Annotated in this window: 20 protein-coding genes, 1 tRNA gene and 1 pseudogene; 10 read left to right on the top strand and 12 right to left on the bottom strand. The window is 69.7% G+C overall.

From position 1 onward, the window contains the following. From KUTG_RS53870 to KUTG_RS25610, 9 genes and pseudogenes are all read right to left on the bottom strand, one after another. On the bottom strand, nt 1-2,043 hold a 2,043-nt coding region (locus KUTG_RS53870; RefSeq protein ID WP_369794507.1), incomplete at its 3' end, for an RCC1 domain-containing protein. Between the two features lie 51 nt (nt 2,044-2,094). After that, complete coding sequence (locus tag KUTG_RS63905) at nt 2,095-3,120, bottom strand: tetratricopeptide repeat protein (RefSeq protein WP_232240938.1); 1,026 nt, start codon at nt 3,118-3,120, stop codon at nt 2,095-2,097. Nucleotides 3,121-3,778: 658 nt separating this feature from the next. Next, nucleotides 3,779-5,158: pseudogene (locus KUTG_RS63900) on the bottom strand (BTAD domain-containing putative transcriptional regulator); the annotation flags it as partial. Between the two features lie 117 nt (nt 5,159-5,275). After that, a complete protein-coding gene (locus tag KUTG_RS25635; protein ID WP_043720255.1) occupies nt 5,276-5,698 on the bottom strand; it encodes a hypothetical protein in 423 nt (140 codons plus the stop codon). Between the two features lie 194 nt (nt 5,699-5,892). Continuing rightward, nucleotides 5,893-6,435 (bottom strand): hypothetical protein, encoded by a 543-nt coding sequence (locus tag KUTG_RS25630; protein ID WP_052395406.1) that lies wholly within the window; start codon nt 6,433-6,435, stop codon nt 5,893-5,895. A 259-nt stretch (nt 6,436-6,694) separates the two neighbouring features. Further along, nucleotides 6,695-7,597 carry a galactofuranosyltransferase GlfT1 gene (locus KUTG_RS25625; protein ID WP_043720252.1) on the bottom strand — a complete coding sequence of 301 codons (903 nt, stop codon included), beginning with the start codon at nt 7,595-7,597 and terminating at the stop codon, nt 6,695-6,697. Then, a complete protein-coding gene (locus KUTG_RS25620) occupies nt 7,594-8,415 on the bottom strand; it encodes a galactan export ABC transporter ATP-binding subunit Wzt/RfbE (protein ID WP_043720249.1) in 822 nt (273 codons plus the stop codon). Before KUTG_RS25620 ends, KUTG_RS25625 begins: the two co-directional genes overlap by 4 nt. A gap of 15 nt (nt 8,416-8,430) precedes the next feature. Further along, nucleotides 8,431-9,342, bottom strand: coding sequence for a galactan export ABC transporter permease subunit Wzm/RfbD (locus KUTG_RS25615; protein ID WP_043720248.1), 912 nt, complete (start codon nt 9,340-9,342; stop codon nt 8,431-8,433). A 172-nt stretch (nt 9,343-9,514) separates the two neighbouring features. Continuing rightward, a complete protein-coding gene (locus tag KUTG_RS25610; protein WP_043720246.1) occupies nt 9,515-10,069 on the bottom strand; it encodes a bacterial proteasome activator family protein in 555 nt (184 codons plus the stop codon). A gap of 59 nt (nt 10,070-10,128) precedes the next feature. Here KUTG_RS25610 and KUTG_RS25605 point away from each other — a divergent pair, with 59 nt between their 5' ends. Together KUTG_RS25605 and KUTG_RS25600 are read left to right on the top strand one after the other, a co-directional pair. Continuing rightward, nucleotides 10,129-11,328, top strand: coding sequence for a cysteine desulfurase-like protein (locus KUTG_RS25605; protein WP_043720242.1), 1,200 nt, complete (start codon nt 10,129-10,131; stop codon nt 11,326-11,328). Further along, nucleotides 11,321-11,950: a class I SAM-dependent methyltransferase gene (locus KUTG_RS25600; RefSeq protein WP_052395405.1), complete on the top strand. Its 630-nt coding sequence runs from the start codon at nt 11,321-11,323 to the stop codon at nt 11,948-11,950. Before KUTG_RS25605 ends, KUTG_RS25600 begins: the two co-directional genes overlap by 8 nt. Here KUTG_RS25600 and KUTG_RS25595 read toward each other — a convergent pair. Beyond that, nucleotides 11,940-12,926 (bottom strand): NAD(P)H-quinone oxidoreductase, encoded by a 987-nt coding sequence (locus tag KUTG_RS25595; protein ID WP_043720240.1) that lies wholly within the window; start codon nt 12,924-12,926, stop codon nt 11,940-11,942. The genes KUTG_RS25600 and KUTG_RS25595 overlap by 11 nt on opposite strands. Nucleotides 12,927-12,980: 54 nt before the next feature. Here KUTG_RS25595 and KUTG_RS25590 point away from each other — a divergent pair, with 54 nt between their 5' ends. After that, nucleotides 12,981-13,622 (top strand): GNAT family N-acetyltransferase, encoded by a 642-nt coding sequence (locus tag KUTG_RS25590; RefSeq protein WP_043720236.1) that lies wholly within the window; start codon nt 12,981-12,983, stop codon nt 13,620-13,622. A 141-nt stretch (nt 13,623-13,763) separates the two neighbouring features. Here KUTG_RS25590 and KUTG_RS25585 read toward each other — a convergent pair whose 3' ends face one another. Next, nucleotides 13,764-14,669 carry a KPN_02809 family neutral zinc metallopeptidase gene (locus KUTG_RS25585; RefSeq protein WP_043720234.1) on the bottom strand — a complete coding sequence of 302 codons (906 nt, stop codon included), beginning with the start codon at nt 14,667-14,669 and terminating at the stop codon, nt 13,764-13,766. 481 nt (nt 14,670-15,150) lie between these two features. Then, entirely contained in the window at nt 15,151-16,839 is a 1,689-nt protein-coding gene (locus KUTG_RS25580; protein ID WP_043730618.1) for a bifunctional metallophosphatase/5'-nucleotidase, read from the bottom strand. Between the two features lie 157 nt (nt 16,840-16,996). Between KUTG_RS25580 and KUTG_RS25575 the strand changes: the two genes are divergently transcribed. The 7 genes from KUTG_RS25575 (at nt 16,997) to KUTG_RS25545 (ending at nt 22,089) form a co-directional block, all read left to right on the top strand. Next, nucleotides 16,997-17,431 carry a MarR family winged helix-turn-helix transcriptional regulator gene (locus KUTG_RS25575; RefSeq protein ID WP_052396675.1) on the top strand — a complete coding sequence of 145 codons (435 nt, stop codon included), beginning with the start codon at nt 16,997-16,999 and terminating at the stop codon, nt 17,429-17,431. A gap of 21 nt (nt 17,432-17,452) precedes the next feature. After that, nucleotides 17,453-17,537: transfer RNA gene (locus KUTG_RS25570), tRNA-Ser, on the top strand. 304 nt (nt 17,538-17,841) lie between these two features. Next, nucleotides 17,842-18,192, top strand: coding sequence for a hypothetical protein (locus KUTG_RS25565; protein ID WP_043720229.1), 351 nt, complete (start codon nt 17,842-17,844; stop codon nt 18,190-18,192). A gap of 69 nt (nt 18,193-18,261) precedes the next feature. Next, nucleotides 18,262-19,227 (top strand): hypothetical protein, encoded by a 966-nt coding sequence (locus KUTG_RS53865; RefSeq protein ID WP_198047310.1) that lies wholly within the window; start codon nt 18,262-18,264, stop codon nt 19,225-19,227. 78 nt (nt 19,228-19,305) lie between these two features. After that, entirely contained in the window at nt 19,306-20,892 is a 1,587-nt protein-coding gene (locus tag KUTG_RS25555) for an LPXTG cell wall anchor domain-containing protein (RefSeq protein ID WP_043720227.1), read from the top strand. Nucleotides 20,893-20,956: 64 nt separating this feature from the next. After that, entirely contained in the window at nt 20,957-21,517 is a 561-nt protein-coding gene (locus KUTG_RS25550; protein WP_052395403.1) for a hypothetical protein, read from the top strand. Next, nucleotides 21,514-22,089 (top strand): class I SAM-dependent methyltransferase, encoded by a 576-nt coding sequence (locus KUTG_RS25545; RefSeq protein WP_043720225.1) that lies wholly within the window; start codon nt 21,514-21,516, stop codon nt 22,087-22,089. Before KUTG_RS25550 ends, KUTG_RS25545 begins: the two co-directional genes overlap by 4 nt. Nucleotides 22,090-22,154: the final 65 nt, after the last annotated feature.

The following is a 22,154-nucleotide window of genomic DNA, read 5'->3' as shown; positions in this document are numbered from 1 at the left end:
GCCGAACTGGCCGTCGGTGTTGTCGCCCCACGCCCACACGCTGCCGTCGTTCTTCACGGCGTAGCCGGTGAAGCCCGCGCCGCTGGCGACCGACTTCACGCCGGTCAGGTCCATCTGGACCGGTGCCGTGGCGTTTCCGGTTGTGGTGGTGTTGTTGAGTCCACCAAAGACGTTCGAGCCCCAGGCCCAAGCCTTGCCGTCGGAGGTCACGGCGAAGCCGCCGGTCCAGATGGCCGCGATGGAGACGACACCGGTCAGCGTGCCCACCCGCACCGGGGCGCTCTGGTTGGTGGTGCCGCTGTCGCCGAGCTCGCCGTTAGCGTCACGGCCCCAGGCCCACACTGTGCCGTCGTTGCGCAGCGCGTAGGCGCTGGCCTGGCCGGCGGCGATCTGTGTGATCCCGGTCAGGGTGGTGATGCGCCGGGGCACGGTGGTCGGGTTGGTGGTGCCGTTGCCCAGCTGGCCGTAGGTGTTGTCGCCCCACACCCACACGCTGCCGTTGCGCAGCGCGTACGTGGTGAATCCGTTGCCGGCGATCGCCTGCACGCCACCGTCCAACGCGGACACCGGGTACGGCACCGTGGAGTAGCCGGTGGACTTCCCGTTGCCCAGCTGCCGCACGGTGTTGTCGCCCCAGCCCCACACGGTGCCGTCGGTTCGCAGCGCATAGCCGTTGAACTGGCCGCCGGTCACGGCGGACACGTGGTTCAGGCCGGCTATCGGCGTCATCGCCGTGGTGGAGCCGCCGATGCTGCCGTTGGCCAGCTGCGCGTGCGTGTTGTCGCCGGCACCGAACACGCAGCCGGTGTCACACGCCTGCGGCGCGGGGCCGAAGTAGCCGGCGACGTCGAGGATGAGGTCCACGGTGCCGGACAGGTTGAACAGCTGGATCGCGCCGTCGCTGCCGAGGGCCACGATGGACAGGTTCGGCGCGGTCTGGCCGGCCACCAGGTTCAGGTTGGACGCGCCGGGTCGCGCGGTGCCGTCCGGATAGGCAGTCACCACAGTGGACGCGGAGGTGTTGGTACCGGTCAGGTTGAACACCGCGGCCGCGGCCGTCGGCGGCAGCCACTGCGTGAGGTCGAGCGGCCGGGCGGTGTTCGGGCCGTACGGGTTCACGGAGTTTCCGTTGGCGTCACGGCTGTCCAGCGCGCGGACCGGCGTCAGCGAGTGGAACGGGTTGCCGCGGTCGGTGGCGTAGTAGCCGGCGAGGTCGGCGATCAGGTTCACGCTGCCGCTGAGGTTGAACAGATCCACCTTGCGGCTGGCGCCGACCGCGACGGTCACCAGGTTCGGGGCCGTCTGCCCGGCGACCAGGTTCAGGTTGGACGCGCTCGGCCGGTTCGTCCCGTCCGGATAGGCGATCACCACAGTGGACGCCGTGGTGTCGGTGCCGGTCAGGTTGAACACCGCCGCGGTGGCCGTGCTCGGCAGCACCGCAGACAGGTCGAGCGACACGACACCGTTGGGGCCCACCGGGTTCTTCGCGCCGCCGGTGCCCGTGCCGTCACGGGTGTCGAGCACCCGGGTCGGGCTCATCGACGTGAACCGCGAGCCGTTGCCGGTCGCGTAGTAGCCGGCGAGGTCGGCGATCAGGTCCACGGAACCGAAGTGGTTGAACAGATCCACCGTCCGGTTGGCCCCGACCGCCACCGTCACCAGGTTCGGGCGGACGTCCCCGGCGACCAGGTTCAGGTTGGAGGAGACCGGTTGCGCCTCGCCGTCCGGCCACGCTGTGATGCTGGTGCTGGCGGTGACGTCGGCAGCGGTCAGGTTGAACACCACGGCCGTCGCCCCGGCCGGGATCGCCGCCGACAGGTCCAGCTTGACGGTGCCGTTGGCGCCGACCGGGGCCGCCGCGCCACCGGTGCCGGTGCCGTCGCGGGTGTCGAGCACCCGGGTCGGGCTCATCGGCGTGAAGGCCGCGCCCGCGGCCGAAGGCACGATGTTCGGCCGTGCGCCCGTTGCCGAAGCGGGGATCACCGTGGCCGCGACACCGGCCGCCACAACGGCCGTGAATGCCAGGAATCTTCGTGTATGCACCAATTTCCCACCCTTGATCGCGCCGACTGCGGCGGCGTCACCGGGGCGACCCTACAGCGGCGACCGGGCCGGGGTAATGCCTCCGGACAACCGGGGCCGGGGCTCGCCGGCCTCGTGGCTGCCGTGCCGCTCGAACAGTTTCAGCGCTGCCGACCACGTGGCGTCCGACTGCTTGCGGCGGCCGGTCGCGTCCAGCAGCGTGGCCAGGTCCCGCATGGTCCGGGCCTGCCACAGCGGCAGCGACAACGCGGTCCACCACTGCAGCGACCGCTCCAGGTGCTGCTCGGCGTCGCCGAACCGGCGGGCGGCCAGGTCCAGCTCGCCCAGGGTCCGCAGCAGCAGCGCCTGCCCGAAGCCGTCCTGAAGCTCACGGCACTTCTCCAGGCCGTCCAACAGGGCCGTCCGCTCGGCCTCGCCGCGGCCCTGCCGGATGCGCACCTTGGCCAGCGACTGCAAGGAGTAGATGAGCATGTGGGTGTCGCCCAGCTCGGTCATCAGCCGCAGCGCCGAGCCGCAGAACCGTTCGGCGGCGGCCAGATCGTCGGCCGCGCGGTGGGTGATGCCGATGGAGCGCTGCACCAACGCCTGCCCGAACCGGTCCGCCAGCTCCGTGTACCGGGCCAGCGCGCGGTCGTGCTCCACCAGCGCCGCCTCGAACGAGCCCTGCTCGGTCAGCGTCATACCCAGGCTGTGCCACGCGCGCGCCTCGATCTGCGGCGAGTGCGCGTCGGCCAGCGCCGGCAGCACCTCCACGAGCGTGCGCGCGGCGTCATTGAGCTCGCCGCGCTCCCGCTGCACGCTGGCCAGCTCCAGCTTGGTCAGCACGAGCGCGCTCTCGTCGGCCAGGCCCTCGTAGATCGCCAGCGCGCGGCTGTAGTAGTCGTCGGCTTCGTCGAACCGGTCCTGCTCCAGCCGCAGCCGGCCCAGCCCCACGTACAGCGAGGCCTTGCTGGCTTCGTCGCCGGCCAGGTCCGCGGCCTGCAACGCGGCCGAATGCGTCTGCCACCACTGGTCGAACTGGTTGCGGGCGGTGAACGCCGACGAGGACAGCGCCGCGGCCAGGCTGGTCGAGGACATCACCAGGCCCAGTTCGCTGGCCCGCTCCACCAGCGCCACGAACACCGCGCGCTCGGCGTCGAACCAGCCGGCGGGGTCGGCCACCAGCCGGGCCATCGTGACCGGGTCCGGGGCATGCCAGCGGGGCCGGCCGCTGATGTGCGTGGCGGTGTTTTCTTGGCATGCGCGCGGTCGCCTCGTCGATCATCGTCACGGCGCAGTGGATGACCCGCTCCAGGGCCGCCGTGGCGTCCTGCCGCGTCTTCTCGGCCTCGGCCCGCTCCACCGCGAACGCCCGGGTCAGGTCGTGCAGCTGGTAGCGCGGCGAGCCGGCCGCGTCGACCAGGATCGTGTCCAGCAGGTAGCTGTCGGCCAGCCGCTCCAGGATGCGCTCGGTGGCCGACACCGTCAGGTCCAGCAGCGGGGCCACGAACCAGGAGGCGAACTCCATCGTGCCCAGCCAGCCCAGCAGCCGCAGGGCGTGCCGGTCGGCCTCCTCAAGGCCCTCGTAGCTGAGCAGCAGGCTGCCGCGCACCTCCAGGTCGCCGGCGGACAGCTCGTCCAGCAGCTGATGCCGCTCCCGCAGCCGGGTCGCCAGCAGCCGCAGCGGCCACTGCGGGCGGGCGGCCAGCCGGGCCCCGGTGATCCGCACCGCCAGCGCCAGATGCCCGCACAGCTGAGCGATCTCCGCCGCGGCGGCCGGGTCCTGGGCGATGCGCTCGGCCCCGATCAGCTGTTCCAACAACGCGGTGGCCTCGGTTTGCGGGAAGACCTCCAGGTCTACGTGAGCCGCGCCGGCCAGCGCCGGCAGACGGCGGCGGCTGGTCACCAGCACCGCGCAGCCCGGGCCGCCCGGCAGCAGGTGACGCACGTGGCGCTCGTCCGCGGCGTCGTCCAGCAGCACCAGCACGCGGCGGTCGGACAGCCTCGTGCGGTACAGGTCGGCACGCTCCTCCAGGCTCTCCGGCACGGCCTGCGGCGGCACGCCCAGCGACCGCAGGAAGCGGGCCAGCACCTCGGCCGGGTCCAGCGAGGACGAGTGCACGCCGCGCAGGTTCACGTACAGCTGGCCGTCCGGGTACTGCTCGCGCACCAGGTACGCGACGTGGATGGCCAGCGAGCTCTTGCCGGCGCCGGGCTGGCCGGCGATCACACTGATCTTGGTGGAGCTGGTGTCGGCGGTCAGCCGCTGGACCAGCCGGTCGACCTGCTGGTCGCGGCCGGTGAAGTCCGGCAGGTCCGACGGCAGCTGCTGGGGCGCGGCGTCTGTGCGGGGCTGGGGAACCACCACCGCCACCGGCACTTCGACCTCGGCCACCGGGGCCGGCACCTCGCCACGCAGGATCCGTCCGTGCACCGCCTGGAACTCCGGGCTCGGCTCCACCCCGAGCTCCTCGATCAGCAGCCGGCGACCCGCCTCGTACGCCGCCAGGGCCTCGGCCTGCCGGCCCGCCTGGTACAGGGCGATCATCAGCTGGGCGCGGGGCCGCTCACGCAGCGGATCCTCGGCCACCAGCCCGGACAGCTCGGCGATCAGCCGCGGACCCTGCCCAAGCCGCAGCTGGGCCTCCATCCGGTCCTCGACCGCCGCCTGCCGCTGCTGCTGGAGCCGGTCTCTCTCGCGCTCCGCCCACTCGCCGCTCACGCCGCCCAGCGGGGTGCCCCGCCACAGCGCCAGCGCCGCTTCCAGGCCCCGCTCGGCCACTCCGAAGCGGCCCGCCGCCAGGTCCTGCCGGGCTTGCGTCACCAGGGCGGCGAACTCGTGCACATCGACGTCCGTCGGCGGCACCGTCAGCTCGTAGCCGGCCGGTCGGCGCTGGATCGTGCCCTCGCCCAGCGTGCGGCGCAGGGTCGAGACGTAGGAGTGCAGACCGGCGCGGGCACTGCCCGGCGGGTTCTCCCCCCACAGCACGTCGATCAGGGTGTCGGCCGGGACGACACGGCCGGCACTGAGCGCCAGCACCGCTAGCAGAGCCCGTGGCTTGCGACCACTCACCTCGACGACGGCAGCATCCGACACCGCGACGACCGAACCGAGCAGCCGAAAGCGCAAATCCATCCCCCTTAGTGCTGCCAGAGTCACGGTGCTGTGGACAACGTCGCCTGTCAAGGCGGTCCCGGTCACCGAATTCCCAGCATCAAGGGTATCGCCGCAGGTCACGGCATTTGTTACAAATCAGCTCGCGGTCCGCTCCCACAGCTCAAGATCGTTGCCGCCGACCCAGCGCTTGAGCGAGGCCAGGCTGCAGCGGACGCCGCGCTCGGTGTGCAGCCGCCGCCAGATCCGCTCCTGCGGCAGGCCCGCGGCCCGCAGCTCGCGGATGTACTCACGGTGACTGTCCAGCTCCTGCCAGGTGGTGCGGCGCAGCCGGGGCTGGAGGATGGTCGGGTGCTGGCGGGCGATCAGCGAGGACCATTCCGACAGGCTCAGCGGCGACCCGCCGGGGCGGATGCCGGCGGCCACCGCGCCGTCGGTGTACTTCTTCACCGTCTTGCGGTCGACGCCGACGGCCTCGGCCACGCTGCTGGTGGAATCGCCGCGCTGCCAGCGGTCGAGAATATCGGCGATCTGGCTGATGGAGAACGTCCTGCGGGCCACCGGATCTCCCCCCGTGGAAACGACTGCTCTTTAGTGGCGACTATTAGCACCCGGCACCGAGAAAAGCCGTTCCGATTCTCCCCTCTAGAACCGGAACGACCCTTCCCGAGCCTGATGGTGACAACCCTACGGAGCGGTCGTGAGGAAACCTTGAGGAAACCTTGAGGTCGCCGCTCCGGCCGACCTCACGTCGATCAGCGCTGGTCAGCGACCTGCGGGCGGCCGTCGGCCGAGACGGTCACGGTCACCTTGCGGCCGGTGCCGTCAGTCACGACCACGTCGGTCCTGTGCGTGTCGTCGACCGTGACGGACACGGTCCAGGAGCTGGCGGTTTTGGTCGTGGCGGCGGCCGCCGGCTGCGCCCTGACCTCGTCCAACATCTTCTGCGCGATGCCACGGGCCTGGTCGTAGCGCTCGGGGCAGCAGGAGATCTGCACGGCCTGCGCGAGGTGCCCGGCCGTGTCGTGCGCGAACCTGGGCTCCAGTGCCTTGGCCCGGGTGAAGAACTCGGTCGCCGCGTGCACCGGGTCCATGATCTCGTCGGCGGTGCCCCAGCCGTAGCCCACCTGCTGCTGGAAGACGCCGAGCGAGGCCCGGTCCCCGCAGGTCAGGTTCTTCATGTGGGACTCGACCCAGCCGGCCTCGAAGCCGGCCAGCAGCACCTTGTCGGACGCGCCCAGGCCCACGCCCGTGCGGTAGACGGAGCGGGTGACGGCGATGTCCCGACTGGCCGGCACCGGGCAGGCCTGGTCCGGTCGGGTCGTGGTCGCCGACGCCTGTGCTGCGAATACGGAAAAGACAATCCCGGCGACCACGGCTGTCGAACCGATCCGACCGAGCATTGTTTCCCCCTGCTTCCTCATTCCCGGCTGTGTGTCGAGAGAAACGTAGGCCGGGAACATCGGAAATACCTTGAGCAAGTCTGGGGGTGCCGTCTCAAGGTCGCGCAAAAGGCCCCCGCTTTCGGCGGGGGCCTTGTGGGTGAGGAACCGGGTTCTACCTGCGGTAGAAGCGCTCGTGGCGGCCCTGGAGGACCAGCTTGAGCCACTGCGCGAACAGCTTCGGATCCTTGCGCACGGTCAGGAAGTACAGCCCGAACCGGGCCACCTCCAGCAGGCCCAGGTGGCGCAGGCCCGGCTGGGACAGCAGGTAACCGCGGTTGCGGTACGTGTAGTAGCGCTTGACGTCGTTCTCCGGGTCCTGCGCGTGGAACCGGCCGCCCAGCATCGGCTTGAACTCGCCGCTGCCGTTGGGGTGCAGGTACTGGGTGCGCAGGCTGGTGCCGAACGGCAGCCCGCTGCGGACCAGGCGGCGGTGCACCTCGACCTCGTCGCCGCGGAAGAACAGCCGGTAGTCCGGCACGCCCACCACGTCCAGGGCCTCGGCCCGGAACAGCGCGCCGTTGAACAGCGAGGCGATGCCCGGCAGGAAGTCGTCGCCCAGCTCGCCGGCGTCGCGCTTCCAGGTCAGGCCGCGGCGCAGCGGGAAGGCCAGCTTGTCCGGGTCCTCGATGTCCGCGACCACGGGCGAGATGGCGGCCAGGCCTCGCCTGGTCGCCTCCTCGAACAGGATCTGCAACACGTTCTCGTCGGCCGGGCGGCCGTCGTCGTCGGCCAGCCACACCCAGTCCGCACCCAGCGACAGGGCGGTCAGCATGCCCAGCGCGAAGCCGCCGGCCCCGCCCAGGTTGCGCTGCGAGAGCAGGTAGGTGGTGGGGATGCCGCAGGACTCCACCAGGTCCTTGGCCGAGTGCTCCGGGTCGTTGTCCACCACGACCAGGTGCGCGATCGGCTTGGTCTGGGCGGCCATCACCTTGAGCGAGTTGGCCAGCAGCTCACGGCGGTTGTGCGTGACGATGACCGCGACCACCGCGCCCTTGGGCAGGCGCCGGGTGGTCATGCGGTGTCACCGTTGGGCAGCACCGGGTCGCCGGTCAGGCCCAGACGCTCCAGCGTCTCCTGCGACATGTGCTCGAACGGGTCGCGGCCCTTGTACGCGGTGAGGACCTCGCGCAGCCCGCCCTGCATCTTCATCTGGCCGTGGTCCATCCAGATCGCGGTGTTGCACAGCTCCATCAGGAACTCGTCCGAGTGGGACGCGAACACCAGCAGGCCGGACCGCCTGACCAGGTCGTTGAGCCGGTCGCGGGCCTTGTCCAGGAAGGCCGCGTCGACCGCGCCGATGCCCTCGTCCAGGATCAGGATCTCCGGGTCGATGGACGTGACAACGCCCAGCGCCAGCCGGACCCGCATGCCCGTGGAGTACGTGCGGATCGGCATCGACAGGTAGTTGCCGAGCTCGGAGAACTCGGCGATGTCGTCCATCCGCTTTTCCATCTGCTTGCGGGTCATGCCCAGGAACAAGCCGCGGATGATGATGTTCTCGAAGCCCGAGAGCTCCGGGTCCATGCCGACGCCCAGGTCGAACACCGGGGCGACCCGGCCGTTGATCTGGGCCGAGCCGCGCGTCGGCTCGTAGATGCCGGCGAGCATGCGCAGCAGCGTGGACTTGCCCGCGCCGTTGTGGCCGACCAGGGCCACCCGGTCGCCGTGCTTGAGCGACAGCGTGATGTCACGCAGCGCCTCGATGATCGGCACCCGGTTCTCGGTGCCGATCCGGCCGCCCGCCTTGCCGAGCACCGCCTTCTTCAACGAGCGCGTCTTGGCGTCGAAGATGGGGAAGTCGACCGAGGCGTTCCAGACGTCGATGCTGACCATTGCAGAAAGCCTCACTCACACCCAGTAGGAGATGCGGGCACGGTAGTTCTTCATGAAGACCAGGGCCAGTGCCCACCCGACGACCGCCATGCCGATGGTGACGATCCAGCTCAGCGGCGCCACCTCCTGGCCGAGCAGCGGGCCGCGCATCACCTGGAGCAGGTGGTAGAGCGGGTTCCAGTCCAGCACGGTCTGGCCCAGGTCGCGGTTGGCCGTGCCCAGGGTGTCGATCGACCAGACGATCGGCGTGCCGTAGAACAGCAGCTGGATGATCGCGTTGATCACCTGCGGGATGTCCCGGTAGCGGGTGCTGATGATGCCCAGCAGCGTCGCCACCCAGCCGCCGTTGACGGCGATGAGCAGGAAGCCGGGAATCGCCAGCAGGATCGACCAGCTGATGCCCGGCTGCATCGTGCCGCCGCCGTCGGCGGCCAGCGAGTACGGGTGGATCAGATGGCTGATGAAGATCAGCGCCACGATCACGTAGACGATCAGGTTGTGCACCAGCAGCAGCGTCTGCCGCCAGATCGTGCGCAATACGTACACCGACAGCGGGGCCGGCAGGTGCTTGATCAGACCCTCGTTGGAGATGAAGGTCTGCAGGCCCTCGAGCAGGCACCCGCTCAGGAAGCTCCAGACGATGAAGCCGACCGTGACGTAGGGCAGGAATGTCGCGGTGTTCGCGTGGAACAGGAAGCCGTACAGCAGGCCGGTGCCCAGCGCGGTGACGCCCATGCCGATGGTGATCCACAACGGGCCGAGCACCGAGCGGCGGTAGCGCTGCTTGATGTCCTGCCAGCCCAGGTGGGCCCACAGCTGCCGGTTGGCCAGGCCGGTGCGGATGTCCGCGAAGGCGCGCGACCAGCTGCGGGTCGAGGGCGCCAACGGCGGTTCCGTGGGGCGGTCGATGGTGCTTGAGGGATGCACGATGAACGAGGGTACCGGCTGTGTTCGTGCCGCCCGTCCCGGGCGGGGCTCGGCCGCCGGGTAGCCGGTGCCTTCCCTTGGCATTTCTCGATCGATGGAAAGACTCGACCGAGAAATGCCCGCGGTCCAGGCACCGGCGCGGCCTCGCGACCGCCGTGGTTGTCGGCGAGTGCTACAGGTATTGGCCGCTGCCCCGAATGTGCTGGGCGTCCGGTTCCGCGACGCTCATACCCGGCGGCAGGGCGCGGCCGCGCATCTGCTCCAGCTGCACGCGGGCGGCCATCTGCTGGGCGAACAGGGCGGTCTGGATGCCGTGGAACAGGCCCTCCAGCCAGCCGACCAGCTGGGCCTGAGCGATGCGCAGCTCGGCGTCGGACGGGGTGGAGTCGTCGGTGAACGGCAGCGACAGGCGTTCCAGCTCGTCGCGCAGCTCCGGCGCCAGGCCGTCCTCCAGCTCCGTGATGGAGGCCTTGTGGATCTCCCGCAGGCGGTTGCGGGAGGCGTCGTCCAGCGGCGCGGCCCGCACCTCCTCCAGCAGTTGCTTGATCATCGTGCCGATACGCATCACCTTGGCCGGCTGCTCGACCAGGTTGCTCACGTCCTGGCCGGCCTCGGCCTCGTCGGCAGACGGCACCCGCGCGGAGCCGAGCTGGGCTCCGTCCGGGCCCACCACCACGATGTGCTGCGGTCCGGTGCCGTTGGACTCGCTGTCGTTGGGCGCTGTCATGCCTCCATCCTGGCACCCGGGAGTGCCGCTGCGCTGCGTGCTCGCCTACGGTGTGTGCCATGGCGTTCGACGTCGCTCGGGTCCGTGGGCTGTTCCCCGCTCTCGGCGACGGCTGGGTGCACCTCGACTCACCGGCGGGCATGCAGGTGCCCGAGCAGGTCGCGACCGCCGTTTCCACCGCGCTGCGGGCCCCGGTCTCCGGACCGGGCGGCATCTTTCCCGCCTCGCAGCGCGCGGAGGCGATCGTGGACGCGGCGCGGCGGGCCGTCGCCGACCTGGCCGGAGCCGACCCTGCCGGGGTCGTGCTCGGCACCAGCTCGGCGGTCCTGCTGCAACGGCTGGCCGACGCGCTCGGCGACGGCTGGCTGCTCGGCGACGAGGTCGTGGTGTCCAGGCTGGACCATCCGGCCAATGTCTCGCCCTGGCAGCGCGCCGCCCAGCGTTCGGGTGGGACGGTCCGCTGGGCCGAGATCGACATCGAGACGTGCGAGCTGCCGGCCTGGCAGTACGACGAGCTGGTTTCCGCCCGCACCAAGGTCGTCGCCATCACCGCCGCCTCCGGCGCGGTCGGCACCCGGCCGGATCTGCCCAAGATCGCCGAGATCGCGCACAACGCCGGCGCGCTGGTCGTCGTGGACGCGTCGTCGGCGGCCCCGTTCATGCCGCTGGACATCGTGGCCATGGGCGCGGACATCGTGTCCGTGTCGGCCAACGCCTGGGGCGGACCGCCCGTCGGCGCCCTGGTCTTCCGCGACGCCACTTTGCTCGACCGGCTGCCCTCCGTCGCCCTGGAGGCCGGCGCGCGCGGGCCGGAGCGGCTGGAGTTGGGGCCGCATCCGTATCCGTTGCTGGCCGGGCTGGTCGCCTCCGTGGACTACCTGGCCGCGTTGGACGACGCCGCCGTCGGGCCGCGCCGGGAACGGCTGCTGGCCTCGCTGGGCTCCATGAAGTCCTACCAGGCCGGGCTGTTGGCCCACCTGATCAACGAGTTGCGCTGGTCCCGCAACGCGATGGTGATCGGCGACGCCATGCGGCGCGTGCCGTCGCTCGCGTTCACCGTGACCGGGGTGAAGGCCGTCGAGGCCGTGGAGCACCTCGCCGAACGCGGCGTGTGCGCCTTCGCCGACCCCGGCCAGAACGGCGTCTTCTCCGTGCTCGGCGTCGGCGAGATCGGCGGGGCGGTGCGCATCGGGTTGGCCCACTACACCAACCAGATGGAGGTCGACCAGCTGATCCGTGCGCTGGCCGACATTGGATAGCCGTGCGCTGGCCGACGTCTCGGCCTGGATCCGGCTGACGCCGCTGCTGACCGAATACCTGCCGTTCACCCGTGACGACCTGCGGCCGGCGGCGTTGACCGTGTTGCTCGACGAGGTGCTGCTCGGGGCCCGCAGCGTGCTGGTGGAATGCGGCTGCGGCGCCGCTTCGGTGTTGATCGCCCGGCTGCTGCACCGGCGGGGCTTCGGGCACCTGCTGTCGTTGGAACACGACGAGCGCCAGGCCGCCTTCGTCGCCAGCCAGCTTCGCCGCGAGGGCCTCGGACACGTGGCCCGCGTCGTGCACGTGCCCCTGTCGCCGCATCCCGCCGCCATCGGCTCGGGCAGTTGGTACCAGCCCGAGGTCGTGCACGACGAGGTGGCGGAGTACGTCGACCGGTACGGGCTGGTCGACCTGCTGCTGGTCGACGGGCCCTCCGGCAGCGACCTCATCCGCTACCCCGCCATGCCCGTGTTCCGCGGCGTGCTGGCGCCCGGCGCCGCCGTGCTGCTGGACGACATCGGACGCCCCGGCGAGCTGACCGTCATGGACCGCTGGCGGCGGGAGTTCGCGCTCCGCTTCCGCAACGAGGAGACGATCGGCTACGCCCTGCTCACGCCGTGAGCACGACCTTGCCGAACACGTCCGAGGCCTCCAGTGCCCGGTGCGCCTCCGCCGCCTGCGCCATCGGCAGCGTGCGGCCGATGATCGGCTTCACCGCGCCGGCTTCGACCAGCGGCCACAGCCTCTCGCGGACGTCTTTCACGATGTCCGCCTTGCTGCCCTTGCCCGTGACCGGGCGTGCGCGCAGGCCGGCCGACAGCACCCCGCCGCGCTTGGCCATCAGCTTGCCGATGTTCAGCTCGCCCTTCACACCGCCCTGCATGCCGATGTTGACCACGCGGCCGTCCATGGCCAGCACGTCGATGTTGCGGTCCAGATAGGAGGCGCCCATGTTGTCCAGCACCACATCCGCGCCGTGGCCGTCCGTGGCCTTCTTGACCTCGTCGACGAAGTCCTGGGTCTTGTAGTTGATCGTGACGTCCGCGCCCAGCTCTCGGCAGAGCCTGAGGCGCTCGTCCGACCCCGCTGTGACGATCACCGTTGTCTGGAGCGCCTTGCCGATCTGGATCGCGCAGGTCCCGATGCCGCCCGCCCCTCCGTGCACCAGCAGCACATCCCCGGCGTTCAGACCTGCGGTCTGCACCACCGTCGACCACACCGTGCACACCACTTCCGGCAGGCCGGCTGCCGCGACGAGGTCCACGTTCTTCGGCAGTGGCAGCAGCTGCTCCGCCGGCACCGCCACCTTCTCCGCGTAGCCGCCGCCGGCCAGCAGGGCACACACTTCGTCGCCCACCGCCCAGTTCTCGACGCCTTCACCCAGCGCCGCGATCGTGCCCGAGCACTCCAGCCCCAGAATCTCCGACGCGCCCTTCGGCGGCGGATAGAACCCTTGGCGCTGCAACAGATCCGCCCGGTTCACCGCCGTCGCCGCCACGGTGACGAGAACCTCGCCCGGTTTGGGCGTCGGATCCGGCGCCTCCGTCCATTCCAGCACTTCCGGGCCGCCCGGCTGCCTGATCGTGATCGCCTGCATGGCTCCGACCGTAATCCGCTGGTCCGGTGGGCGCTTCGCGGGCACCATCACGTCATGGAGGCTTGGCCACTGCGGAACCTGGTGCTACGCACCCCTCGGCTCGAACTGCGCCCCGACGACGACGCTGGCCTGCACCAGCTCATCGACGTCGCCCGCGCCGGCGTGCACGACCCCGAGTTCATGCCCTTCTCCGTGCCGTGGACCGACGTTCCCGCCGACCGCCTCGGCCTCGAGAACCTGCGCTACTACTGGTCCGAGCGTGCCAAACTCCGCCCCTCCGACTGGCACGTGCACTTCCTCATCCGCCTCGACGGCCGCGTCATCGGCGAGCAGGGCCTGATGGCCTCCGACTTCGCCGTCACCCGCGAGGTCTCCACCGGCTCCTGGCTCGGGCGTGCGTTCCAGGGCCACGGCTACGGCACCGAGATGCGCGCCGCAGTCCTGGCCTTCGCCTTCGACCACCTCGGTGCCATTCAGGCCCGCACCTCCGCCTACACCGACAACGCCGCGTCCTTGAAGGTCAGCCGCTCCCTCGGCTACCTCGACGACGGCACCCTCCGCGACTCCCGCCGCGGCACCCCCGCCGTCCAGCAGCGCCTCCTCCTCACCCCCGACCGCTTCGCCGCCCACCGCCCCGCCTGGAAGCTGGAAGTCGCCGGTGTAGAGGAGGTTCTGCCCTTGCTCATCGCTCGATAGCACGACCGCGCCGCCTAACGAAGCACAGCCCCCAGCCCAACCCAGGGGGCCGGCCCCGAGCCCAGGCTACCGCCCTGAGGTCCCCTCAAGGCCCCGCGAAGATCCACATGTGGATAACCCAGCGGCTGTGGACAACCGGCGTCAGCCCAGGTTGTCGGTGTTGAAGGTGTCGCAGGAGGCCGGGTTGCCGCTCTGGTAGCCGGTGGTGAACCAGTGCTGCCGCTGAGCCGAGGTGCCGTGGGTGAAGGAGCCGGAGTTGACCTGACCGCTGCCCAGGTTCTTCTGGATGAAGTCGTCGCCGATGCGGGAGGCGGTGTCCAGCGCGTTGGTGATGTCCTGCTGCGACACGTTGCTGATCAGCGGCTTGCCGTTGGCGCCGGGGGTGCTGGTGGCGTGGTTGGCCCACACGCCGGCGTAGCAGTCGGCCTGCAGCTCCAGCCGCACCGAGCCGGAGGTGGCGCCGCTGCCCTTGCCGATGTTCTTCGACGTGCCGAGCAGGTTCTGCACGTGGTGCCCGTACTCGTGGGCGAGCACGTAGCCCTCGACGAACGGACCGCCGGTGGCGCCGAACCGGGTCTGCAGCTCCTTGAAGAAGCTCAGGTCGATGTACACGTGCTGATCGGCCGGGCAGTAGAAGGGCCCCATGCCGGTGGTGCCGGTGCCACAACCGGTCTGCTGCCGGCTGGTGAAGAAGATGGTGGTGGCCTTGCGGTAGGTCTTGCTCGACCGCGCGAACTGGTCCTGCCAGTAGGCCTGGATCGAGTTCACCAGCGCGACGTCGCGGCAATCCTGGCTGGCGTTGGCCTGCGCGCCGGTCTTGCACTGGTTGATCTGGTTGTTGTTGGGCTGCCCGGTCAGCTGGTTGGACCCGCCGCCTCCGGCGAAGTGGCTGATCACCAGCCACAGCACGAGGCCGACGATGCCGAGGCCGCCGCCACCCAGCGCCAGACCGCCCAGCGGGAAGCCCCCGCCTCCGCCGCCGCCACCCGAGCCCCGGTAGTCCTGGACCTGCGAGGTGTCCAGCTCCGCGTCGTCGTTGAACTGCACGGTAAGTCCTCCCGGTCCGGATCGACGACGTCCACCATAGGCGGACCCCGGACATGCCTGGGTGCGGTGCCCCCGAAGGCCACCGCACCCAGGTCCTACCGGAAAAGTGACGGTCGCGGTCGTCGCGAGGTTGGCGTGGAACCTCACCAGGTGCGCCGTGAAACGCATCCGATGTGGGGCTCAACATCGTCGACGTGCGCGAACGAAGGACCAACGCCCCTCGGCGCTGCGCACCCGAGACCTAGCTCGTGCTGCTCACAGTCGCGACCGGACAGGCACCGACCAACCCGGCCGCAAGGGTGCAGCCGACTCGTCGACCGTCACAGCGAAGCTCTTCCGCCATGCAACCACCTGGTCCCTTCCCGGTAGTCCGCGAAACTTGTTCCCGCTGGTCCATCCGTGTTCCGAGCTTGCTCCTACGTGACCTTGATCACAACCCCCTGTGGTACCTGAATCGGTTGATTGTGCTGGTCACACAGGGTCAGGACGTTCGCGTGATCCGGTCCGCGGCTGGCGGCGCCAGGTTCTGGTGCGCCGTCAGGTACGCCGTGAACGCGTCCAGGTCGATCGCGCCGCCGACGATGCCGGCGCCCTGCTTCAACACCGTGAAGCCGTCTCCGCCCCCGGTGAGGAAGTTGTTCGCGGTCACCTTGTAGCTGCCGTCCGGGGTCACCGGCTGGCCGTCCACGGTGATCGACGTGATCCGCGAGCCGACCGCGGCCGACGCCGACCACGTGTAGTGCAGGCTCGACGAGATCTGCAGCATCTTGGTCTGCACCGAACCGTCAGGCTGCGGCTGCCATTGCTGCTCCAGCACGGCCTTCAGCTGCGCGCCGGTCAGCGTCTCCGTCTGCAGGATGTTCGCGAACGGCTGCACCGTGAACGCGTTGGCATACGTCACGGTCCCGTCGGCCACGCCCGCCGTCGAGGACTCGAAGTTCAGGTCCGCGCGGATGCCGCCCGGGTTCATCAGCGCCACCTGCGCGCCGGCTGACTTCGTCGACTCCAGCTGCGCGTCGCCGATCACGTCGCCGAGCGGCGACTCACCCGAAGCCTGTTGTGCCGCAACGATGTCCGAGGTGATCGTGCCGACGGCCTTGTTGGCGATCGGAGCCGCCTGCGTCACGGCCTTCGACACCAATGCCTGCACGGTCGGGTCCGGCGTCACGTCGCGCGTGACGACATCGTTGTGCGCCACCGTCTTGCTGCGGATCGCGTCCTTGGTGCGCGGGTCGATCTTCAGGTCCACGACCGAGAGCAGCCGGCCGAACGAGGCGCCCTGGATCAACGGCCGCGGGTTGCCGGCCGGGTCCGGCACCGAGCAGTTGTACTGCTGGTGGCTGTGGCCCGAGAAGATCACGTCCACCTTGGCCGAGGCCGCCTTGGCGATCGCCAGCGCCGGGCCGGGGCTCGTCCGGCAGTCGTCCGGGCCGCCGCCCTCGGTGTTGTCACCCTGGTGCAGCAGCACGGCAATCGTCTTCACGCCCAGCCGGTCGAGCAGGTCGGCCGACCGGTTGATCGCCTGCACCTCGTCGCCGAACTTCAGGCCCTTGATCGCGTCCGCCGACGTCACGCTGGGCAGGTCCTTCAGCGGCACACCGATCACACCCACCGGCACGCCACCGCTGAAGTCCACAGTGAACGGCAGCAACGCCGGCAGGCCGTTGTCGAACGTCATGTTCGCCGCCAGGTAAGGGAACTTCGCGCCCTTGAACGGCTTGTCGAACAGGCAGCCGTCCGACGCGCAGCCGCCGAACTGCTTGCGCAGCAGCTCCTGGTAGCCCTTGTCCAGCTCGTGATTGCCGATCGCCGACGCGTTCACGCCGATGTCGTTCATGAAGTCGATCGTCGGCTCGTCATGGAACAGCGCCGAGGCGAGCGGGGACGCCCCGACATTGTCGCCGGCCGAGAACACCAGGGTGTTCTTCGTCCGCAGCTGCTTCACATGCGTCGCCATGTACGCCGCGCCACCCGCCACCACCGCGGTGCCGTCCGACAGCGTCACCCGGCCCGACGAGCCGGCCGGCGGCTCCAGATTGCCGTGGAAGTCGTTGAACGCGATCAGGCGCACGTCGATCGGGGCCTGCGCCGCCTGCGCCGGGACACCGGTCAGCGTCAGCGTCACCGCGGCGGTGACCGCCAGCGCGCCGAGCCGTCTAGCCAAAACGATCATGTGGATCCTTCCGGACTGCGCCCGACTCCCCGTTCGAGCGTTCGGCGCAGGAGTGTGCCCCGTGACCCGCGACAACGCCAGGGTCGGCGACTGAACGGGACGTGACGGTTAGCCTTGACGGGTGAGCGAACCCCAGTGGCTCGACGCCGGCGAGATGGCCGCCTGGCGCGCCTACCGCGTCTCCAGCATCCTGCTGGAAGGCCAGCTGCACCGCGAGCTCGTAGACGCCCACGACATCACCCTCGCCGACTACGAAGTCCTCGTCCGCCTCGCCGAACGCCCCGACCAGCGCATGCGCATGAGCGCGCTCGCCTCCGAGGTCGCCTCCTCCAAAAGCCGCGTCTCCCACCAGATCGCCCGCATGGAACGCGCCGGCCTCGTCGAACGCGACAACTGCACCAGCGACGGCCGCGGCGTCTACGCCGTCCTCACCGACGTCGGCATGGCCAAACTCCGCGAGGCCGCCCCCACCCACGTCGACGGCGTCCGCCGCCACATGATCAACCTCACCACCGAGACCCAGCAGGCCACCATCGCCAAGGTCTTCGAACGCGTCGGCGCCATGCTGGCCGAGACTCCCGACGACTGACCGGCTACCCTCACACCCCAGGGAAGCGTGGCAGAGCGGCCGAATGCATCCGCCTTGAAAGCGGAAGACCCGCAAGGGTCCGGGGGTTCAAATCCCTCCGCTTCCGCGCATGGGTGACCTGTGCTCGCGCCTGGCGGCGCTTCGCCTCGGGCGCTCCAGGTGTCTTGTGGGGCTCGCGCCCCACACCCCCCAGCCAGGAGGGGCTTCGCCCCCCTGGACCCCCCTTCGGGCTCGCTTCGCATCGCCCCACGCGCGGCTTCAACGTCGGCATTTGGCTGGTGGCGGGGTTTTGCTTCGCTGGTAACGCGTGTCGCGTCTCGGGCGATAGCTGAGCAGGTTTGCGTGCTCCTTTCGCTAGTTTGACGAATGGTCAACTTTGCCGCGCTTTGTGGTGTGAAGGTGGAGGAAACATGGCCTGGTTTGGTTCGGTGGGCAATCAGGATCTCGAACGTTACTACCCTGTATCGCCGACCGATGCCTTCGCCGCCCTGGTGGAGGTCGTTGGTGAGCGGTTCAATCTCAAGGAGTCGGATGACTTCGCGATGACGGTGCACTTCAGCAAGGGTGCCAGCGCCTTCACGTGGGGTGAGAATTTCACCGCACAGGTTGTGCCGGCCGAAGCGGGTGTCAACGTCAAGGTCGCCGGCGTCGGCAAGGTCGGTGGCCAAATTCAGCAGGCTGCCCGTATCAGGAAACTGGTCGACCAGATGTTTGTCGAGTTGACCGCGCGGTTGCGGCAGAGGCATAGCGGCAAGGCGTAGGACCGAGGCTGCCTGGCGGGGGCGGAAAACCCCTGGAGCGTTGTCAGGCGTGCTTGTACCGTGCGCCGAGTGGGGGACATGGGGTTTTTCGGGGACGTGGTGGAGTTCGGGGAAGTGCTGGGCGTCGACCACGGGGTGACGGCGGACGGCGTGGCGAGGGTGCTGGGGGAGCACTACGCGGACGTGGGGAAAGAGACGCTGCGGCAGGACTTCGGGCTGGTGGAGTTCTACTACCAGCGCCGTGCAGGCGGACACTTCACGGTGCAGGTGCATCGGCTGAAGCACGGCAGGGCGCGCAACCGAAGGCGCACGGTCGGGGACGCGATCATGGCGCGGTATGGCAGGAAGTACCGCAAGGTGCTGACGTTTGATGCGCTGAAGGCGGAGTTGGACCGGCGGAAGGTGCCGCTGGTCGAGGTCGACTACGGCAATCTGCCGTACGCGAAGCGGTACTGGCAGCCGGACGCCGAGATGGACGTGCTGGTCGACACCGACGAGGACCGGCCGGACGACTACGGGCACGTGAGCAAGATCGTTTCGGGTAGCCGCGGGAATTGGGGACCGCCGGCCAACCCGGATCAGGTCAAGGCGGTGCTGACGATGAGCCCGACCGAGCGGGATCGGTGGCTGGGAGCGCACGGCCCGGAATTCGACGGCCTGTGGAAGTACGCGCGCGGGGCGGCCTGGGATCCCAATCGGGGACGGCAGACGGAGTGGATCGGCCTCTACGCGTGGGCAATGCGGCGTGGGCGGGCAACAGGGCTGATCACGGCAGCGCAGGACGCCCGGAACACCGGCGAGCTGATTGCCGCCGTGGGACACGAATTCCTGACCGGAGCGGAACAATTGTTGCCGCCTGCGGATGAGGTGGCACGGGCCTGCTTGGCCGAGATCGTAACGCCGGAGCCGCTGATGTTCGCCGACAAGCGGATGGTGGACACGGCGGTGCGGCTGATGGACCGGGTGGAGGGACCGGAATTGCGCCAAGAGCTGCAACGATGGGCGGCCGTCCGGTCCGGACCGTCGCATCTGTAACGAGACGTGCCGTTCATTCCGATTCAGGCGGTAGACCCGGCATGTGCCGGGTGACGAACCAGGGGAGGGGTTCAGCTCTTGAGGCATACCCTGCTGCGCCGGATCGCGGTCGGATCCGGCGCCGTGACCATTGCGCTCACGACCGCCCTCAGCGGCATCGCCGCGGCGGACGAGACACCGAGCAACGGCGCCCAAAGCGGCCAGCACGTCGACCAGCCGGCCTCGACATTCGCCGTGTCGGCGAAGTTCGACAAGCCCTCCTATCACGTCAGCGACGAGATCAGCGGGTCGATCTCGGCGACGAACAACGGCACAGCCGCGGTGCACGTGCACTTCTCGGCAACGCCCGACAACTTGTCGCTGACCCGCATCGGGTGGTCGGACATCTGGACCGGCACGCCGGGCATCGACATCGCGCCCGGCCAGACGATCAATCGTGGCTTTGCCGGCACGGTCGAGGACGCGGCCAAGCCGGTCACGATCACCGCGGGCCTGATGGGGAATCCGGCGATTCCCAACCTGGTGACGGACCAGGACACCGCCACGGCGGCCATCGTCGTCGGCAAGGGCGACATCGACGGCACGCTGTACTACGACAAGAACGGCAACGGCTCGTTCGACCAGGGTGAGGGCCTGCCGGACGTGAAGGTGACGATCAGCGGTGGCGCGCCCAGCCACACCTTGCCGCCGGTGAAGACCGACCAGGACGGCAAGTTCAAGGTCACTGACGTCCCGTCCGGCACGTATTCGGCGTCCTACGAGGGATTGGGTGACCTCGTCCCGCAGTCCGCCGGCTGGCGCGTGGACCAAGGCACGGTGCAGGTCGTCAGCGAGGCCAGGCGCAAGGTCTCCGACACGCTCACCGCGTCCACGAAGTTCACGGCCGACACGTACAAGGTCGGCGACACCGCGCATGTCACCGTGACCATGAAGAACAGCGGAGACCGCGCGCTGGCCGGCATCACGGTGATGTGCGGCATCGGTGACCCGCATGAGCTGAAGGGGCGCTCGGACGGCTGGGGCGATCTTCAGCAGAGCGGCCGTGGTGTGGCTGTGCCCGCGCACGGGACGACCACGCTCGACGTGACCGAAGCGGTGCCCAGCGGGGCGCGTTCTTACGGCTACGTCCGCGTCCGCTGCGACTTCGGTCAGTTCAACGCCGGCTTCTACGACGGTGCAGAGCGGGCGCCCGTCGACCGTGTTCACGTGCCGGGGGCGATCTCCAACGTGCTCGGTGGGCTGGGCAACGTCACGACCAAGGTCGTGCCTGCGGGCGTGAAGCTGTACCTGGTCGACGAAATCTCCGCCAAGCCGGTGGCCAACACCGTCACCGACGCGAAGGGCGGCTTCTCGTTCAAGGGCCTGCCGGCCGGCCTCTACCGGACCGTCCTGGTCGGACCATGGAAGCTGGTCGCGGGGCAGTCGCCGATATGGGACTTCACTGAGGGCGACCTCACCGGTCGCGACATCGCCGTCGAGCCCGGGCCGAACCAGCCCGACCCGTACGCCCCGACGACCGCCCCGACCACGCCGACGCCGCAGGCGTTGCGGGTGCTGGCCAACACCGGCGCGGCCGACGTGCAGGCGCTGACCGGCGCGGCGATCTTGGCGGTGGTGCTCGGCGTGGGCCTGGTGCTGCTGTCGCGACGCCGTCGGACCAGCTGAAACCAGGGCAACGCCAGGGTCCGACCCTGATGCTTCGAGCCTGCGCCGGGCGCAGGCTCGAAGCATGGTCAAGGTACGGGACATCGCGTTTGTCGCCGCGCCGGTGCTGCTGGGCGGCTACGGCGTGGTGCGGCTGTTGAGCGGGCACGGTCCCGGCATCGGCTGGACCGTGGGACATCTGCTGTTCCTGGCCGGCCTGGTGCTGTTCGTGCCCGTGCTCCTCAAGCTCGGCGACCGGCCGGGCGCGGCGCCGGTGATCGCGGCGATCGGGCTGCTGGGCCTCGCCGCGTCGGCGGCTCAGGTCGTGATCGACGTCGTCGTGGGCCTGCTCGCGAGCGACCGCGCCGGGATGAACGCCCTGTACCACCAGGTGCAGTCCGTGCCTGGCCTGCTGCCCGGCGTCTACGTGATCGGGCCGGCGCTGTTCTACCTGTGCCTGATCGGGCTCGGCGTGCTCAACTGGCGCGTCCTCGGCTGGTGGAGTCCGGTTCTGCTGGCCATCGGCACCGGGTTGACGCTCGTCAGCCTCGATCTGATTCCGCTGGCCGCCGTTTGCTTCCTGTTCGCGATCGGTCCGTACGGTGTGCGCCGCAACGACCGACGACTGACTGGGGCCACGCAGTGAGTGACGCCAAGCTCTTCTTCCAGGAGTTCCTCCGCTCGCCGCTCACCACCGCGTCGGCGATCCCCAGCTCCAAGGCGTTGTCCGACCAGATGGTCGCGCCGATTCCCGAGCAGGGCGAGCCGGTCGTCGTGGAACTCGGGCCGGGCACCGGCGCCTTCACCGAGGTGATCCAGTCCCGGCTGGACGGTCGCGGGCGGCACCTGGCCGTGGAACTCAACCCGCGGCTGGCCGACGTGCTGGCCAAGCGCTTTCCTGACGTCGAGGTCATCGTCGCCGACGCCGAGCGGCTGCCGGAACTGTTGGCAGAACGAGGAGTTTTCGCCGACGTGGTGGTCAGCGGACTGCCGTGGGCCGCATATCGAGGCCGGCTCACCGAGGCCGTCGCGGCGGCCATGCACCCGGCCGGCGTCTTCACGCAGTTCACCTACACCTGGACGCGGTGGGCCGGACCGTCCAAGCGCCAGCTCGCCGGATTTCGGCGCTGCTTCGAGGAAGTCGTGCTGACCCGGACGATCTGGGGCAATGTGCCGCCCGCGCTCGTGCACGTGATGCGACGGCCGCGGCCGGTTTGACACCCGTTCACAACGGGTAGGCAACGGCGGAGTGTGCCTGGGGCCGGTCACGTTGACTGGAGTTC

Source organism: Kutzneria sp. 744, from assembly GCF_000568255.1.
GTDB lineage: Bacteria > Actinomycetota > Actinomycetes > Mycobacteriales > Pseudonocardiaceae > Kutzneria.
The sequence above is the reverse complement of the archived record's forward strand: the minus strand, read 5'-3'. Positions and strand labels throughout refer to the sequence as shown.